Below are 17,189 nucleotides of genomic sequence, written 5' to 3'. Positions count from 1 at the left end.
ATGCCGGAGTTTTGCGGGTTCGACGGCGTGTCGGCGGTAGTTTTGACACATGTCTGCTGATCACGCGGGCCGTGCGCCCGACTACGCGGCGCGCCGTGGCGCGCTGCGGAGTCTGCTGGTGGAAAACGAGGTCGACGCGCTGTTGGTCACCGATCTGGTGAACATCAGGTACTTGACCGGTTTCACCGGGTCCAATGCCAGCCTGCTGGTGACCTCCTGGGATACGCGTAATGCCGAGGAGCGCACGGTAATCGGGACCGACGGCCGTTATCTGAGCCAGGTCGCCGAGCAGGTGCCGGACCTGCGGGCCGAAATAGCCAGGGCCACGGCCCGGCGCATCGTGGAGCTCGCGGGAGAGTGGCAGCTCGGGCGGGTCGGCTATGAGAGTCACGTGGTCACGGTCGACCAGCATCGCGGGTTCATCGAGCAGAAGACCGGTTTGGAGTTCGTCGCCACGCCCGGTCTGGTCGAACAGCTGCGCATGGTCAAGGACGCTTACGAGATCGAGCAGTTGCGCGCCGCTTGCGCCGCGGGTGACGCCGGGTTGGCGACCCTGCTGGAACGCGGGGGCCTACGCCCCGGCCGCACCGAACGTCAGGTCGCCAGGGATCTCGAGTGGGCGATGTTCGAACACGGCGCCGACGCGATCGCCTTCGAAACCATCGTGGCGACGGGGGCGAATTCCGCCATACCGCATCACCGGCCTACGGGGTCGGTCCTCGCCACCGGTGATTTCGTCAAGATCGACTTCGGGGCCGTGATCGGCGGATACCACTCCGATATGACCCGCACTTTCGTACTCGGCACTGCCTCGGACTGGCATCGCGAGGTGTACGCGCTGGTCGAGGCGGCGCAGCGGGCCGGGCGCGAGGCACTGCGGCCAGGTGTGCAGGTCACCGACGTCGATGCGGCGGCGCGTGCGGTGATCGAGGCGGCCGGGCACGGGAAGCTGTTCGTGCACGGCCTCGGGCACGGCGTGGGACTGCAGATCCATGAAGCGCCGGGAATCGCCAAAACCGGAACCGGTACACTTCTTTCTGGCGTGGCGGTGACCGTCGAACCAGGTGTGTACTTCCCCGGCCGCGGCGGCGTCCGGATCGAGGACACGCTCGTGGTGCGCGAGGGGGGCCCGGATCTGCTCACCAACACCAGCAAAGACCTGACCGTCGTCGACTGACGCCGGTTACCCGAGATCGTATTCAGCCAGAACTAGGAGATCCGAGAACAGTGGCGGACACCAGCGACTTCAAGAACGGCCTCGTGCTGAAGATCGACGGTCAGCTCCAGCAGATCGTCGAATTCCAGCACGTCAAGCCGGGTAAGGGCCCTGCCTTCGTGCGGACCAAGCTGAAGAACGTGCTGTCCGGCAAGGTTGTCGACAAGACCTTCAACGCGGGCGTGAAGGTGGAGACCGCCACCGTCGACCGTCGCGATATGACCTACCTGTACCACGACGGCTCGGATTACGTCTTCATGGACGGCGAGACCTTCGACCAGATCTCCATCTCCGAGGACACCATCGGTCCGGGCGCCCGGTTCCTGCTGGAGAACATGGTCGTGCAGGTCGCCACCCATGAGGGCGCGCCGCTCTACGTCGAGCTTCCGGTCACCGTCGAGCTCGAGGTGCAGCACACCGATATCGGCCTGCAGGGCGACCGCTCCACCGGCGGCACCAAGCCCGCCACCCTGGAGACCGGCGCCGAGGTGCAGGTGCCGCTGTTCATCAACACCGGCGACAAGCTGCGCATCGACTCGCGCGACGGCAGCTACCTCGGCCGCGTGAACGCCTGATCGCCGGCCCAGGCGAACAGGAATAATGACTGCTGTGGCGGAACAGCCCCTAGATAAGAAGTCCACGTTCAAGAAGCTCGGCGCGCGCCACAAGGCCCGTCGCCGGGCGGTCGATCTGCTGTTCGAGGCGGAGGCCCGCGATGTGGACGCTGCCGACCTGATCATCGAGCGGGCCGAGCTGGCCACCCAGGATCAGGCGGTCGCCCCGGTGCACGCCTACACCCGCACCCTGGTCGAGGGCGTCGCCGACGATCTGGATCGGGTGGACGGCACCATCGAGTCCTACCTCAAGGACTGGGAGCTGTCCCGGCTGCCCGCCGTGGACCGGGCCATCCTGCGGATCGCGGTGTGGGAGTTGTTCCACGCCAACGATGTTCCGCCGGTCGTCGCGGTCGATGAGGCGGTGGAGTTGGCCAAGGAGCTGTCCACCGACGATTCGCCCGGATTCGTCAACGGTGTGCTCGGCCAGGTCGTGCTGGTTGCCCCGCAGGTGCGCGCCGCCGCCGCGGCCACCAGGGCGCCGCGCCCGGAGCCGGAAGCGTGACCAATAAGTACCTGGTCATGGCGATGCGCAAGCCGTCGTTCGACCCGGCCGCCATCGAACCGCACCGGCAATTCCTGAACGAGCTGCTCGAGCGTGGGCAATTGGTGGAGAGCGGACGTTTCACCGACGGCACCGGCGGTGCCTACGTGATACAGGCCGAAAGTCTCGAGGCCGCGCGCGAGATCGCGTTCACCGACCCGGTGCACACCACCGATTCGTCGGAACTCACCGTGTACGAATGGGAGATCGCGGTCTCCGCCTGAATCGCACCCTCGCACAGCCGCATCGCTACGCGGTGGGCGAGGCGCGGCTCCCGCGCTCCCGCTGGTAGGTGTACTGGCCCAGCGGGAGCGAACCGCCAGCCCGTCGGCTCTGACCGGCTCGCGGATTCGGGGTGCCGAGTCCTGCGGTGCGCACCGACGGTGGTGCGCCCGCATCCCGAATCCCGGGCACGAGTCCGATCCTGGTTCCTCAACCGCACTCGAGGTCAAGGATCCGGGATATGGCTTGGATCACTCATGGTGAACACGATCTCCGCGCGCGTGTCCGCCGTGGCGACGCACCGGTTCGCCAGTGGGACTTGACGGTTCGCTCGCTGCGTCGACACCGGTGCACCTATCCTGGGTGGAAACCCCAGGGGAGGCCGAAAACGTATGGCACGGGTGCTGATCTGGCTGCGGAACAATATCGACGGACTCGTCGCCTTGGTTCTCGCGGTCATCTTCGGTGTGATCTCGCTGATCGACATCGGGTTCTTCGATTCGGATCTGATCAACGCGGTCATCCTGCTGGTGCTCGGCTTGCTGGCCACCACGCTGCTGCGTGATCGGCACCTGTCGGCCAAGGCCATTCGGGATTCGAATTCGGTACAGCTGCTCTACGGTCCGGAGATCGGGCACGCGCATACGCTCGCGCGGCGCGGCACCGAACAATGGCTGTTCAAAGGCGGCACCGGAACCTATCTGCGGGCCGTCACACTGCGCGAATGCGTGGAAAACGCCCGCCGCGAACAGCGTCCGCTGCGGATCCAGGTGGAGGTTCTCGACCCGACCAACGAGCAGCTGTGCAAGACCTACGCGCAATTCCGCTCGTCACTGGTGCCGGAGGCCGATCGCACCGGCGAGCTGTGGACCACCGAACGCACCCGCAAGGAGTCCTTCGCGACCGTGCTCGCCGCCTGCTGGTACCGGCAGCGCTTCACCTTCCTGACCATCGACGTGGGCCTTTCGACGGTGATGACGACATTCCGCTGGGATCTGTCGTCGAGTTGCGTGATTGTCACCCAGGACAATCCGAACACCCCGGCCCTGATGTTCGAACGGGACAAGCCCTACTACCGTGATTTCAACCGGGAACTGGTGGCCAGTTTCAAGCAGGCCAGGCAGGTGCCGCTCAGCCGCAGCGAGGAGTCGCCGCTGGCCGACGAGCCCTCCGTCGATCAGACCCGTGGGCTGTTCGATGCGCTCGGTCTCGCGCTACCGGCCTCCTACACCGATCGCGACGTCGCCGATATCGTGCGGCGCGCGCTACAGCCGAGGAATCCGTACTGAATGAACGATTACGACCGTCTCCTAACGCTCATCGGCTCCGACGCGGCGGGTCGGGTCACCTCGAGCGAGCGGCGCGCGGTCGCGAGCGGTACCGTGCGTCGCTGGGCCCACGACCTCATGACCGGTGTGCTGGCCGGTCGGGTCGAGGTCACCCCGGTCCGGCATCCATTGGGGTTCCTGTGTTTTCCCGCATGGCGCGGCGGCGGTCGCGGCATTTGCCTGCACGTCTGGACCGCGGGTATGCGCGCCGACCCGACGACCTCGCCGATGCACGCACACAGCTGGGATCTGCTGAGCTCGGTGCTGTACGGGCGCGTCGGCAATCAAATCCTCGACGTGGCAGGCGCTTCGGAGCGGCCGACGCACCGGATCTTCGAAATCCACAGTGCCGCCGACGGTGACGTGGTGCGCGCGACCGCGCAACTGGTCACCTGCCGAACCCGATCGACCGAGAACTTCCACTCGGGCGAGGCCTACACCTTGCCGCACGGGGTATTTCACGTATCCGAGGTGCAGGGCGAGGCGGCCACCGTGGTGCTGGGCGAGGCGCGACACGGCCGACCGGACCGATCGCTGGGCGGCCTCGCCACCGTCGACCACTGGGTGCACCGAATCGCGTGCACCACAACCGAAACCCGGCAGGCCGCCGAGACCGTGCTGGATCACCTGAGTACCCTGCCGAAACAGTTGGAGGACCGATGCGAGCCAGCGACGTGATGAATCCGACTGTTCCCCAAGCGAATCGGGCCGGAATTGAGGTGTTGCGGGCTGAGCCGCCGGACGCGATACTCGCGCTCGCGCGATCGGTTGCGATCGACGCGGCGATCGAGGCGGGGCGCGCGATCCGTGCCGGTCTGGCCGGTTCGCTGACCGTGCGGATCAAGGACGCGGCCGGTGACCTGGTCACCGATCTGGATCTGCGCGCCGAACATCTCATCGTCAGCCATATTCGTCGGGCGTTCCCCGGCCACTGGATCCTCGCCGAGGAATCCGGTCTCGACGGGGTGGACGATTCCTGGTGCTGGGTCGTCGACCCGCTCGACGGCACCAACAATATCGCCATCGGACTGCCGGTCTGCACCGTCGGTATCGCACTGTGCCACAACGGAATCCCGGTGCTCGGCGTCGTCCACGAGCCGGTGACCGATCGCACCTGGTCGGCCGTGCGCGGCGACGGCGCGACCGGGCCCGACGGCCCCTTGCGCCGCCCGCCGCACCGGCCCAGCGAATCCGCCCCGACCCTGGCGTGGTTACAGGGCTATCCGGTGGGCCGCGGTGATCCGGCCGCACGGGCCCTGCGTTTGTCCCTCGAATCCGGTTCGCGCCGTTTGATCCAACTCTGGTCCCCGCTGCTGTGCTGGGTCATGCTCGCGCGTGGCGATATCGACGGCTTCGTCGGCTATCGAGCCGGTCTCGTCGATCTCCCCGCCGGAACCCTGCTCGCTCGCGAATCCGGACTGCACCTAACGGATTTCGACGGCGCACCGCTCGACGAGCGCCTCGATCTGCCCACCGGTGAGGTGAACTTCATCGCCGCGAGCGCCGAAGTGCTCCCGGACCTGACCCTGCTCGTGAAATCGGCTGCGGAAGTCACTGTCACGGGGCTGCCGGACTGACCGGACTACGCGGTGGCGAGTAGCGCCGCGACCGCTCCGGTCGTTGCGACCACCGCCAGCCCCAGCCCAGTCAGGACGAACCGCAGCATCGGCACCCGCACCCCGTGCGTGCGGCAGAACTCGAGGCACAGCAGCGTGGCCAGCGAGGCCCACGGCGTTACGATCGGCCCGATATTGGTGCCGATCAGCAGGGCCAGCAACTGATTCCGGTGCTCGGGAATGACCGCCTCGCCCGCGGTATAGGCCGGAAGATTATTGGCGACATTGGACAGTCCCGCCCCCGCCCCGGCCGCGCGGAAGGCGCCGACCGCGCCGGAGTCGTCGCCGATCAGCGCGTGCATCACATCGGCGAGACCGAATCGGCTCAGCGTCGGTACCAGCAGGAAGAGTCCGACCACGAAAACCAGGAGTTGCCACGGGATCAGCGACCAGCGCAGCGAGGCACGGTCCAAGATCGCGAAGGCGGCCACCGCGATGGCGGCGGCGAGGGTGGCGGCAATGCCGATCCGATCACCCACGAATGGGATCGCGAGGATGAACAGCAGACATGCGCCCGCCGTCGTATACAGCAGCGTGCGCTCCCTGACGTTCTCGGGGCGGATCGGCTCAGGTGGTACGTACCGGTCGGTTTCGCGACGGCCGCGCCGCCAGTACCAGACCCAGAGGCACACCATCGTCGCCGTGATCGATACCAGCTGTGGCGCCCACATGCGCGCCGCGAAATCGGTGGCACCCAATGCAACCCGGTCGGCGGCAAGCAGGTTGGTGAGGTTGGAGACCGGCAACAGCAGACTCGCCGTATTGGCCAGCCAGAGCGTGGTCATGGCCAATGGCAGCGGTGGAATGCGGGCCGGTATCGCCAGCGCGAGCATGACCGGGGTGAGCAAGACGGCGGTGGTATCGAGATTGAGCAGAATGGTTGTCGTCGACGCGAAAAGCACGCAGAGCAGGAACAGCGCCGGATAGTAGCCCCGGCCCAGAATGGCCAGTCGGTGCGCGATCACGTCGAAGACCTTCGCCTGTCGCGTCAGCTCCGCGAGAATGATCACACTGCACAGGAAAAGCAGCAGCGGCCCGATCCGGCGCATATTGTCGGCGGCCTCGGCGCGCGGCAGCAATCCGGTCGCCACACACAGCAGCCCGGCCGCGAACAGTCCGAGCCGGACCCAATCCAGCGTGCTCAGCCCCCATTTCGGTGGCGGAGCGGAGATCAGGGCACTCGACGGCGGGGTTCCCGCAGCGGAATCGACCTGTTCGGACACAAGCCCATCATGCAGCATATCGGCTGGGGCCCTTGTTCATTCGCCTCGCGTCGCGATGATCTTCTTTCGTTTGGCACAGCCGACCCTCGGGGCATACTGATGCTGTGACTTCGGGCGGGCGGCGGGACTTCTTCATCAGTTATTCACCGGCCGATGAGCGATGGGCCACCTGGCTGGCCTGGCAGTTGGAGACCGCTGGCTACAGCACCCTCATCCAGGCCTGGGATTTCGTACCGGGCACGAACTTCATCGATTTCATGGATCGCGGCGTGCGCGAGTCGGCGGTGGTGCTGGTCGTGCTGTCGGAGAACTATCTCGGTTCCTACTACGGAACCATGGAGTGGCAGGCGGCCTACCGAACTGATCCGGGCAAGCTGATGCCGGTGCGCATCGCCGAATGCGCGCTGGAGGGCCTGCTCGCCACCATCACCTATCTCGACCTGGTGCGGGTGCCGACCGCCGAGGAGGCGCGCCGAATCCTGCTGGAGCGGGTCGGGCATCTGCTCGCGGGGCGGGCGAAGCCGCCATCGGAACCCGGCTTTCCGCACGATGGGCCGGGTCCGGCGCCGGACCGGTTCGCCGCCGAAACCATGTCGGACAGTGCCGAATCCGTGCTGCGGCGCCGCACGCCGGTGGCGGCTCCGGCGTTTCCGGGCGCCGCGCAGCGCGACGAGCAGCGCACGGGGGTTTCGGTGCTGCATGTGGCGGGGCCGCGGTTCGGCCGCGGACTGCTCGGCGCCGACGAGCCGAGCACTGCGGCCGAATTGCAGGCGCGCATTCACGCCAATGTCACCCATCTGGTGAATCAGGGCGTGGCCAAACCGGATTTGATCGTGGTGTCCGGTGATATGACCGAATCCGGCCGTCCGCGTGAGGTCGACGAGGCGCTGACCTTCCTGAGCGGACTGCGCACCCTGCTGGGTCTCGGTCCGGATCGGCTGATCCTGGTGCCCGGCAACCACGATGTGTCCAAACCCGCCTGCCACGCGTATTTCCTGGGCTGTGAGGCCCGCGACCGCAAGCCACAGCCGCCGTACTTCCCGAAGCTCGAGCAGTACGCGCGCATGTTCGCCGCGCTGTATCAGGGCCTGGACCACCTCGTCTTCGATGTCGGACAGCCGTGGACACTGTTCCCCATTCCCGAATTGCGGGTCGTGGTGGCCGGATTGAACTCGACCATGGCCGCGACCCATCTGCCCGAGGACGATTACGGCCGGATCGGGGAACCCCAGGCGGCGTGGTTCGCCGAGCGGCTGCGCCCGTTCGAGGAGAACGGATGGCTGCGCCTGGGCGTGGTCCGGCACGATCCGCTGCCGGGTGCGGGCACGCCCGCGCACGATGCGGACCTGCTGCGCGACGCTGACACCTTGTCGCGGCTGCTCGGCAGCCGGTTGAATCTGCTGGTGCACGGTCCGGGACCCGGTGGGCCGCATCTGGATCGGCTCGACGGCACGCTACCCGTGCTGCCCGCGGCCGCGCCCGGCCGGGACGAGATCATCCAGCTCACCGCCGCCGGCCTGGCGCGATTCTCCGGACGGGGCGAAACGACCGCGCAACTCGAGCTCGACTGGCTGAAAACCGCGGCCGCGCTGCCGACGGCCAAACAACCCGAACTCCCCGGTCCGGACGAGCCCGAACTCCCCGAACCGCCCGCCGATACCCCGGCCGTCGACCCGCACGGGCGGTTGCTGGAGCGTGTCGCCGAGGTGTGCGAAACCCGTTATCCCGGTGCGAAAATCCGCCGCGTCGAAGTCGAGCCGCCGCATCTGCTGATCACCAGGGAATACGACGAGGTCATCGCCCAGTGGCGGATCGGGGTGCACGTCGGCGATATGACGCGGCAGGTGGTGGAGGACTTCCTCGGCCACGACCCGGACTACGGCTCCGAACTCGTGTATCGCGGTGCGGCGCCGCCGCGTTCACTGCGCGAGGAGGCGGCCAGCAACGGCCTGCGGGTGCGCAGCTTCACCGAATTCCAGGGTCTGCTCGATCTGGACGACTATCTCACCCAGCAGGCCGGGCGGTTGCGTTCGGATCGCACCTATCCGCCGGATTTGTATGTGCCGCAACGCTTCCGGATCCTCGAACACGGCGACCAGCTGATCCGTGACGATCTGGTCGGCGAACTGATGAAGGTGATCGCCGCCGACCACGGCCGATTCATCCTCATACTCGGCGATTTCGGCCGCGGCAAAACCTTCGCGCTGCGCGAATTGGCCCGCCGCATCACCGAAACCATGCCCGCGCTGATCCCGATCCTCATCGACCTGCGCGCACTGGACAAAACCCATTCGGTGGACGGGCTCGTCGCCGCACATCTGGCCAACCACGGTGAGGACCGAATCGATCTCAAGGCGCTGCACTACATGCTGCGCGAGGGCCGCGTGGTGCTGCTTTTCGACGGTTTCGACGAGCTGGTCACCCGGATCAGCTACGACTTCGCCGCCGACCATCTCGAGACCCTGCTGCAAGCCGCCGTCGGCAAGGCCAAGATCATCGTGGCGAGCCGGACCCAGCATTTCGAATCCCGCGCCCAGGTGCTCACCGCGCTCGGCGAAAGAGTTGGGCTGCTGCAGGATCGGCGGATCGTCAGCATCGAGGACTTCGCGCCCGCGCAGATCCACGCCTTCCTGACCAACCGCTACGGCGGCGATATCCGTCGCGCGGACGCCAGGATGGGATTGATCACCGGCATCGAAGACCTGCTCGGGCTCGCGCAGAACCCCAGAATGCTCGGCTTCATCGCCGATCTGGACGAACGGCGGCTGCGGGCCGCGGCGGGCGCCAAACAGGCGGTCGGTCCGGCCGGGCTGTACCGGGAGATCCTCGAGTCCTGGTTGACCTATGAGGCGGACCGTACCGCGGGCGTCGCCGGCGCACTGCCAGGGCTGCGCCTGCACGAATTGTGGCTGGGCGTAACAGCATTCGCACTGCGCATCTGGGAGACCGGCGAACCATACCTGCGGCTGTCCGAATTGACCGAGGTGGCAGCGGGTTTGGCCGAGCTGACCGGGTCGAGCCGGATGTCGGTGCAGCAGTCGGCACACGCCATCGGCTCGGGCAGCCTGCTGGTGCGCACCGAGGACAACCTGTTCGGCTTCATCCATTCCTCGGTAATGGAATGGTTGGTGGCCAACCACATTGCCGAACAGTTCGAGGTCGGGACCCTCGCGCCCGCGCAACTCGCCCAGGCGCCACTGTCGCAGCTCTCGATCGACTTCCTCTGCGATCTCGCCGACAACCGGGCGCTGCGCACCTGGGCCGAAGGTGTGCTCGCGGACCAGACCGCCGACGATGTCTCGCGCACCAACGCCATTCGGGTGACGACCCGGCTGCGCACCGCGCCGACCGCTGACCTGCGCGGCGCGAGCCTGGCGGGGGAGGATCTGTCGTATCGGGATCTGCGCGAAGTCGATCTCACCGGAGCCGATCTCACCGGCGCCCGGCTGGTCGGCACCAACCTGGACCGCGCCGTGTTGCACGGCGCGCGGCTGGTCGGCGCCCGGCTCGACGAGGCCAGCCTGGTCGGCACGGACCTGAGCGCGGCCGATCTGACCCGCGCGCGACTGGTGCACTCCGACCTGACCGGATCGCGGGCGAGTGGCAGTCGCTGGACCCGCGCGGCACTGATCGATGTCACCGGCACCCCGGCCGGCACCGATCTGCGCGGCGCGGCCTGGGTGCCCGGGGTCGCGGCGCAGACCGAATTCGCCCCGGCGGCCATCGGCGTCCGGCACGGCTTCCACGCCAGGCACGGCAGGCTGCCACAGCCGGTCGCCTACAACCCCGACGGTGGCACCCTCGCCATCGGCAGCGATGACGGTGGCGTGCTCATCTGCGATAGCGAGACCGGAAGACCGCTGCGCACACTGCAGACACATCGGGCCAGAGCCTTCGCGGTGGCCTACACCGATTCGGTGCTGATCACCGGATCCGGCGACGGCACCGTCGCCATCTGGGACGCCGCCAGCGGCGAACTGCGCCGAATCCTGCAGGGGCACAAGAACTGGCCGTGGCCCGTGGTGCTGAGCCCGGCCGGTGACCTGCTGGCCACCGGCGACGCCGACGGGGTGCTGCGCCTCTGGACGCTGCCCAGCGGCGAACTACGCCACGAATGCAGCCCCGCCGACGGCGGCCGAGAACTGATCTACAGCTTGGCGATTCACGGACCACTGGTCGCGGCCTCCTATCGGAGCGGCACGGTTCGGCTGTGGGATATCGAAACCGGTAGGGAGAGCGGTGCCTTCACCGGCGCGTCCGGCTCGGTGTTCCGGGTCGCGTTCAACCCGACCGGTGAGCTGCTCGCGGTCGGCGGCGTCGACGGCACGCTCACCTTGTGGGATCCGGTGAGCTGCACCAAGATTCGCGAGCTGCCCGGCCACACCGGGCGGGTGTACACCGTGGCCTTCCATCCGAGCCTGCCGATCGTTGCCAGCGGGGATACCGATGGCGGATTGCGGCTGTGGGATGCCGACACCGGCGCGGAACGACAGGCGCTCGCCGAACACAGCGCGGCCATCTACTGGCTGGCCTTCGATCCATCCGGCGAAGTGCTCGCCTCGGGCGACAGCGCGGGACTGGTCTGCCTACGCGCCAGCGCGACCGGGGAACTGCGACACCGGCTCACCGCGCACACCGGCTCCATCTGGCCCTTCGCCTTCCGCCCGGACGGGGCCCAATTGGCCGTTACCGACGACCAATTCACCACCCGGCTCTGGGATCCGGTCACCGGCACCTGCAAACACACTCTCACCGGCCACGGTCGCCAGGTCCGCACCGTCACCTTCAATGCCGACGGCACACTGCTCGCCGGAGTCGGCAACGACGGAATGGTGCGGCTCTGGGATCCGGTGACCGGGCGGCTGGTCCGCAGGCTGATCGGCAGCGAGGATCGTCTGCTCACCTTCGAATCGGCGGTATTCAGCGCGGTGCGACCGCAACAGGTCGGCATGGTCGGCAACGATGGGCGGCTCAGCCTGTTCAACCTCGATACCGACCTGTACGAGCGGCACATCAATGTCGAATCCGCGCCGATCTGGGCCATCGCCTTCGACCCCACCGGCGACTTCGTGGCCACCGCAAACGACGACGACACCGTGATCATCTGGGTGCGCACCACCGGTGCGCTGCACGCCGTCTGCGCCGAACATCGCGGGCGGGTGCGTTCCATCGCCTTCAGTGCCGACGGCACGCTGATGGCCACCGGCTGTGACGATTCGGTCGTGCGGCTGTGGGATGTGCGCTCCGGCCGATTCCTGCGGGCACTGCGCGGGCATCGGGACCGGGTGTACGCGGTCGCCTTCCACGACGGCCGGGTCGCCAGCGTCTCCTGGGACACCACCGTCCGCATCTGGGATGTCGAATCCGGCGACGCTCTGCACACGCTGACCAGGCACACGGGCCGGCTCTGGACTGCCGCCGTCGACCCTCATACCGGCACACTGGCCACGGGGGGCGACGATCTGGTTGTTCGACTGTGGGATATGGCCTCCGGACGTCATCTGCATACGCTCGAAGGGCATAAGCGCCGGGTCTGGTCGCTGAGCTTCGACCCGTCGGGCCAGGTCTTGGCCAGTGGCGGCGACGACGGCAACATCATCCTGTGGTCGCGCCCGGAGGATGATCCGGCTACCGCGCCGTCGATTCGGGCGATTCTGCTCGGTCTGTCCGAAGGATGGGCGGCGCTCGCGCCGGACGGCCGCTATAAGTTCGAGGGCAATACCGCTGGGCAGTTCTGGCATGTCATCGGCATGGCGCGGTTCGAATCCGGGGAACTCGACCCCTACCTGCCGGGGGTCGGGAAGCTCGCGGCCGATGCACCCTTCTGATCCGGAATTGCGGTACAGGTAGGACCGACGTCCAATTTGAGAGACTGATATGGTTCTTCTTGCAATGTTGCCGTCGGTGCGGAGGTCTGCGATGACCGTGGCAGGGCATGCGGAGTCAGGAGCGGCCGAGCTGGCGGAATTGCTCGGCGGCGGGTGTACGGCGGAGCAGGCGTGGGACCTATTCGATCGGTTGCCCGCGGCCAGGGTCGCAGAGGTCACGGTCGGGCGTTGGCGGGGTGCGGAACTCGATACCGGACATCCGTTCGCCGGAGTGCTCGTCGCCTCGGGCTGGTACGGCAAACAGTTCGACGATCCGGAATCGGTGCATCCGCTGCTGTTCGCCGACGCGTCGGGAAATGTCTTCGCCGTCGATCCGCGCCGGGTACCGCTCGGTCTCGCCGGTAAGGTGCCGCTCGCGGGCGTCCAGGCCGCCCGGACGCTGCTGCCGGTGGTCTGTCCGGCGATCCGAACTCGCAAGCCCGCTGCTCGTTTGCGCGATATCGAATACCGGGGTGTGGTGAGTGTCGCGATGGCCTACGACCACCTGCCGATCATCGACCACTTCCGCCGTGTGGACGCGGACACGCTGCTCGGGGTGATGGATATGCGGGGGATGCACGAGCCGTATTTCTTCATTCTGCGCCGCTGACGGGCTGGCGGCGTTTGGTTGGCGCGGTGGCGATTCCGGGCTGCGCTCGTCTGCGCGGGCATACCATTGAGCTGAGCCAGGGAAACCGCTACATCCGCGCCCGCGGAATGTCCGTCCGGCGCGAAAGCACGGAGGAGGCCGGGCGATGGAGCGCACGACGTGTCTGGTGGTCGGTGGCGGACCGGCCGGAATGGTGCTCGGACTCCTGCTCGCCCGCGCCGGTATCGATGTGACCGTACTGGAGAAGCACAAGGACTTCCTCCGCGACTTCCGTGGCGACACAGTGCATCCCACTACCCTCGACCTCCTGGACGAGCTGGGGCTGGGCGAGGAGTTCGCGAAACTTCCCGCGCGCAAAGTGGATACGATCCAATTCCCGATCCGCGGCTCGGTGCAGACGCTGTTCACCATGGAACATCTACCCGGCACCCACAAATACATCGCGATGGTGCCGCAGTGGGATCTGCTGGATCTGCTGGCGGGGGCGGCCGATCGCGAGCCGACCTTCCGGTTGCGCATGAATACCGAAGCGATAGGGGTGATTCGGGAGGGCAGCCGGGTCGCCGGTGTTATCTACCGGACCAGTGACGGCGACACCGGTGAGATCCGTGCCGACCTGACGGTGGCCTGCGATGGCCGCGACTCGCTGTTGCGCGCGGAGGTCGGGCTCGGCTCGCGCAGTTGGCAGACCCCGATGGATGTGTGGTGGTTCCGCCTGCCGCGCACCGATATCGACCCGGCCGGACTGATCGGGCTGCTCACTGCCAACCGCGCCGCGGTCATGGTCGACCGCGGCGACTACTGGCAGGTCGCCACCCTCATCGCGAAGGGCAGTGACGCGGCGGCCCGCGGCGGTCCGGTCACCGAGATCGTGGGCAGCATGGCCGATGCCGCGCCGTGGCTGCGCGATCGCACGGATGCGCTCCAGGACTGGGACGAGGTGAAACTGCTCCACGTCAAGCTGGATCGCCTGACCAAGTGGTACACCGACGGACTGCTCTGCATCGGCGACGCCGCCCACGCGATGTCCCCGGCCGGGGGCGTGGGCATCAACCTCGCTGTCCAGGACGCCGTCGCCACCGCGAGAATCCTTGCCACACCCCTGACTTCGGGCACAGTGACAACCCGCGACCTCGCCAAGGTCCAGCGTCGCCGCAGCATCCCCACCGCCGTCACCCAGGGCCTGCAACGGATCCTGCACGCCGCCGTATTCCGCCCCGCCCTATCCGGCCGAATCGATATCGGCAGCGCGACCAGAACCCCATTGCCAGTGCGTATCCTGCGCCGAATCCCCGTACTGCGCGCTGTCGTCCCATTCCTGTTCGCCCGAGGTGTCCTCCCCGAACACGCCCCCGCCTTCGCCCGCCGCCCCTGACCACGTACCGAACCGATGCGCACAGTCAAAGCATGCTGTGAATTCCAGCGATTCGCGGGAAACACCAATGGCCACAAGCGATTTCACGCACTCGGGCCTGAACTCGACTGCCTGGACTCAGGGGCGGAGGACGATTTTGCCGATCGGGGAGCGGTCCTCGATGAGCTGGTGTGCCTTGGCGGCCTCGTCGAGTGGTAGTACGGAATCGATAAGGGGAGTGAGGGTTCCGGTGGCGGCGCGGGTCAGGGTTGTGGGGCGGGCTTTCGCTACCTTGGCGAGCCACGTCGGTCCTGCGCAGCCGGTGAGGGTGAGGCCTCGGGTGATCAGATCCATTGCCGAGATCTGGGCGGGAGCGCCGGAAAGCCAGCCGTAGCTGAGCATTCGGCCGCTCAGTGGGGTCATGGTGTCGAGTAGGGCGCGGGCGCTGGTGCCACCGATCGAATCGAAGACGACGTCCAGCGTTGTGGTGCCGAGAATTTCGCGCAGCCGGGTCGGCCAGTCCGGGGCATTGTGATCGATGACCTCGTCCGCGCCCAATTCCAGTGCCCGCGCGGATTTTTCGGGGCCGCCCGCGGTCGCGATGACGCGTGCCGCGCCGAATTCCTTGGCGAGTTGGGTGAGTGCGCTGCCGACTCCCGTTGCGGCGGCTTCGATCAGCACTGTTTCGGTACCGGTGAGCACCGCCGTCTCGAGTAGGGGCAGTGCCACCGAGCCGTTCATCAGGATGGCGACCGCGTCGTCCGAAGATAGACCATTCGGAATCAGGGCCGCGGAAGATGCTGGTGCGGAGACGAATTCGGCGTAAGAGCCGAACCCTACGGTGTCCACGGCGACTCGCTGGCCGATGAATGTCGCATCGACCTCCGCCCCGACCTCGGTGACCACGCCGGCCGCCTGGAAGCCGAAGACCACCGGTGGCTCGACGGGCATCGGGAACTCGCCCGAGCGCAGTTTGGTCTCCGGAAACAGCACCGGGATCGCCTCGGTGCGGATCACCAGTTCGCCGGGGCCGGGGTGCGGTGCCGGGACGTCCCGAGAGACCAGGACCTCGGGTCCGCCGACGCCCGTCACTACGATTGCCTTCATCGATAACTCCATAACTTGACTGCCGGTCCAGATGCCTCTCGAACAATATGGACCGGCGGTCAAGTTGTCAATGAAGGTGGTGGAATGACCGACGAACGCCCGAGGGAACGGGCGGATGCCGCGCGGAACCGGCAGGCGATCCTGGCCGCGACCGCCGCACTGCTCGCCGAACACGGCGCCGACGCGCTCACCATGGATCGGGTCGCTGCCGCCGCCGGAGTCGGCAAGGGCACGATCTTCCACCGCTTCGGCAATCGCGCCGGATTGCTGCACGCGATGATCGCCGAGGGCACGTTCGCGTTGATGGATGCCGTCCGCAGCGGACCGCCGCCACTGGGTCCGGGAGCGCCGGCGGGGGAGCGGCTGGTGGCCTTTTTCGACGCATTCGTGCGATTGATGACCGACAACATCGAGGTGACGGTCGCCTATTTGCAGGGCCCGCCGCATCCCCGGGCCGCCGAGATCCACGAATTCTGGGACGCGCACATCACCGCGCTGCTGCGCGAGGCCCGCCCCGATCTGGATGCCGAGGTGGTGGGCAGGCTGCTGCTCGGCGCGTTGGGCGGCGAACAGGTGCCGCGGCTGGCGCGCGCGGGTGAGACCGAACGCCTGCTCGCGGCCGTTCGTGACCTGGTCGAATCGGTGCTGCGAGGGTAGCGACCGCTTGTCGGGCGCTGGAATTGGTCAGCCGAGGATGGCGTCGAAACGTTCGTCGGCGCTGTCGAGTTGGTGCAGGATATGGCGTTTGACGTGCTCGGCCAGCGGAGTGTCGGGGCGGGTGACGAGTTCGCGATAGATATCGGTGAGCGGACGGTATTTGATGGCGAGTTTGCGCATCGCCGTACCGTCGGCGTAGAGAATGCCGACACCGTTGTCGGTGAAGTCGGACAGTTTCACGATGCGAGCCCACGGCGTGCGATCGAGGTTGGCCGCCACGTGTTCGCGGTATTGCGTTTGCCGATCGGCGGACGGATCCGGTTCGGGATTGGTGACGGCGGCGACGAGTTCGGCGACTCGGGTCCCGAATCGGGCGGAGAGTTCGGCTAGTGCGGCATCGGTCGGCGAGCCCGGGCGGGCGCCGGCCAGTTCGGCCGGGTGATCCTCGACGGAATCATGCAGCAGCCCGGCCGCGACGACATCCGGATCACGCACCTCGTAATGGCTGATGATCCGAATCGCGACGCGCAGTACGTGACTCAGATAAGGTTCGCGGCCGTAACGATCGTCGCGATGCAGTTCGGTGGCCAGATCCAGGGCCTCGGTGAGACGGTCGGCATCGGATAATTCGGCTATTTCGAGAAGGAGTCGTTCGCGCAGTCCGCTTTCGCCGTAGACCTCGCTGATCGTATGTAGCGGCATCACGGCCAAAACCCCCGCCCCAGGCTTGCTCATATGGCCAATCTATCGGGGGCGGCGGCGCACCGCTGTGCTCTGGACCACTGTTCGGCTGCCCGAAATAATCCGTTGCCGCGCGGTGGCGGCCGTGGT

The 17,189-nt window shown here is 67.1% G+C and carries 15 protein-coding genes; 11 read left to right on the top strand and 4 right to left on the bottom strand.

Going from position 1 to position 17,189, the window contains the following annotated elements; translation table 11 throughout:
• Nucleotides 1–49 precede the first annotated feature (49 nt).
• The 4 genes from ACHQ4I_RS18610 to ACHQ4I_RS18595 are packed head-to-tail and all read left to right on the top strand — an operon-like array spanning nt 50 to nt 2,598.
• Entirely contained in the window at nt 50–1,177 is a 1,128-nt protein-coding gene (locus ACHQ4I_RS18610; protein WP_420773047.1) for a M24 family metallopeptidase, read from the top strand.
• 50 nt (nt 1,178–1,227) lie between these two features.
• Nucleotides 1,228–1,791 carry an elongation factor P gene (gene efp / locus ACHQ4I_RS18605; RefSeq protein WP_062993495.1) on the top strand — a complete coding sequence of 188 codons (564 nt, stop codon included), beginning with the start codon at nt 1,228–1,230 and terminating at the stop codon, nt 1,789–1,791.
• Between the two features lie 34 nt (nt 1,792–1,825).
• Nucleotides 1,826–2,335, top strand: coding sequence for a transcription antitermination factor NusB (gene nusB, locus ACHQ4I_RS18600; RefSeq protein ID WP_420773046.1), 510 nt, complete (start codon nt 1,826–1,828; stop codon nt 2,333–2,335).
• A complete protein-coding gene (locus tag ACHQ4I_RS18595) occupies nt 2,332–2,598 on the top strand; it encodes a YciI family protein (protein ID WP_420773045.1) in 267 nt (88 codons plus the stop codon). Before nusB ends, ACHQ4I_RS18595 begins: the two co-directional genes overlap by 4 nt.
• Before the next feature lie 25 nt (nt 2,599–2,623).
• Here ACHQ4I_RS18595 and ACHQ4I_RS18590 read toward each other — a convergent pair whose 3' ends face one another.
• Complete coding sequence (locus ACHQ4I_RS18590) at nt 2,624–2,788, bottom strand: hypothetical protein (protein WP_420773044.1); 165 nt, start codon at nt 2,786–2,788, stop codon at nt 2,624–2,626.
• A 200-nt stretch (nt 2,789–2,988) separates the two neighbouring features.
• On the opposite strand from ACHQ4I_RS18590, the gene ACHQ4I_RS18585 reads away from it, so the two are divergent.
• The 3 genes from ACHQ4I_RS18585 to ACHQ4I_RS18575 are packed head-to-tail and all read left to right on the top strand — an operon-like array spanning nt 2,989 to nt 5,501.
• Complete coding sequence (locus ACHQ4I_RS18585; RefSeq protein WP_420773043.1) at nt 2,989–3,885, top strand: hypothetical protein; 897 nt, start codon at nt 2,989–2,991, stop codon at nt 3,883–3,885.
• A complete protein-coding gene (locus ACHQ4I_RS18580; protein WP_420773042.1) occupies nt 3,886–4,602 on the top strand; it encodes a hypothetical protein in 717 nt (238 codons plus the stop codon). It begins immediately after the preceding gene.
• Nucleotides 4,584–5,501, top strand: a complete 918-nt coding sequence (locus tag ACHQ4I_RS18575; protein ID WP_420773041.1) for an inositol monophosphatase family protein — start codon at nt 4,584–4,586, stop codon at nt 5,499–5,501. The genes ACHQ4I_RS18580 and ACHQ4I_RS18575 overlap by 19 nt, the downstream gene beginning before the upstream one ends.
• A gap of 5 nt (nt 5,502–5,506) precedes the next feature.
• Here the strand turns inward: ACHQ4I_RS18575 and ACHQ4I_RS18570 are convergent, their stop codons facing one another.
• On the bottom strand, nt 5,507–6,763 hold the full coding sequence (locus tag ACHQ4I_RS18570) for an ArsB/NhaD family transporter (RefSeq protein WP_420773040.1): 1,257 nt from the start codon (nt 6,761–6,763) through the stop codon (nt 5,507–5,509).
• A gap of 104 nt (nt 6,764–6,867) precedes the next feature.
• Between ACHQ4I_RS18570 and ACHQ4I_RS18565 the strand changes: the two genes are divergently transcribed.
• The 3 genes from ACHQ4I_RS18565 to ACHQ4I_RS18555 all read left to right on the top strand — a co-directional run bounded on the left by ACHQ4I_RS18565 (nt 6,868) and on the right by ACHQ4I_RS18555 (nt 14,615).
• Entirely contained in the window at nt 6,868–12,591 is a 5,724-nt protein-coding gene (locus tag ACHQ4I_RS18565; protein ID WP_420773039.1) for a WD40 domain-containing protein, read from the top strand.
• A gap of 91 nt (nt 12,592–12,682) precedes the next feature.
• A complete protein-coding gene (locus tag ACHQ4I_RS18560; protein ID WP_420773038.1) occupies nt 12,683–13,240 on the top strand; it encodes a DUF4334 domain-containing protein in 558 nt (185 codons plus the stop codon).
• 145 nt (nt 13,241–13,385) lie between these two features.
• Entirely contained in the window at nt 13,386–14,615 is a 1,230-nt protein-coding gene (locus tag ACHQ4I_RS18555; RefSeq protein WP_420773037.1) for an FAD-dependent oxidoreductase, read from the top strand.
• A gap of 117 nt (nt 14,616–14,732) precedes the next feature.
• On the opposite strand, the gene ACHQ4I_RS18550 is transcribed toward ACHQ4I_RS18555, so the two are convergent.
• Nucleotides 14,733–15,701 carry a quinone oxidoreductase family protein gene (locus tag ACHQ4I_RS18550; protein WP_420773036.1) on the bottom strand — a complete coding sequence of 323 codons (969 nt, stop codon included), beginning with the start codon at nt 15,699–15,701 and terminating at the stop codon, nt 14,733–14,735.
• An 84-nt stretch (nt 15,702–15,785) separates the two neighbouring features.
• Here ACHQ4I_RS18550 and ACHQ4I_RS18545 point away from each other — a divergent pair, with 84 nt between their 5' ends.
• The gene (locus ACHQ4I_RS18545; RefSeq protein ID WP_420773035.1) at nt 15,786–16,358 is read left to right on the top strand and encodes a TetR/AcrR family transcriptional regulator; all 573 of its coding nucleotides are present in this window, start codon (nt 15,786–15,788) and stop codon (nt 16,356–16,358) included.
• Nucleotides 16,359–16,385: 27 nt separating this feature from the next.
• On the opposite strand, the gene ACHQ4I_RS18540 is transcribed toward ACHQ4I_RS18545, so the two are convergent.
• Nucleotides 16,386–17,093 (bottom strand): HD domain-containing protein, encoded by a 708-nt coding sequence (locus ACHQ4I_RS18540; protein ID WP_420773034.1) that lies wholly within the window; start codon nt 17,091–17,093, stop codon nt 16,386–16,388.
• Nucleotides 17,094–17,189: the final 96 nt, after the last annotated feature.

Origin of the sequence: Nocardia nepalensis (genome assembly GCF_048910785.1) — a bacterium.
Classification (GTDB): Bacteria; Actinomycetota; Actinomycetes; order Mycobacteriales; family Mycobacteriaceae; genus Nocardia; species Nocardia nepalensis.
This window is presented reverse-complemented; position numbering and strand designations above follow the sequence as displayed.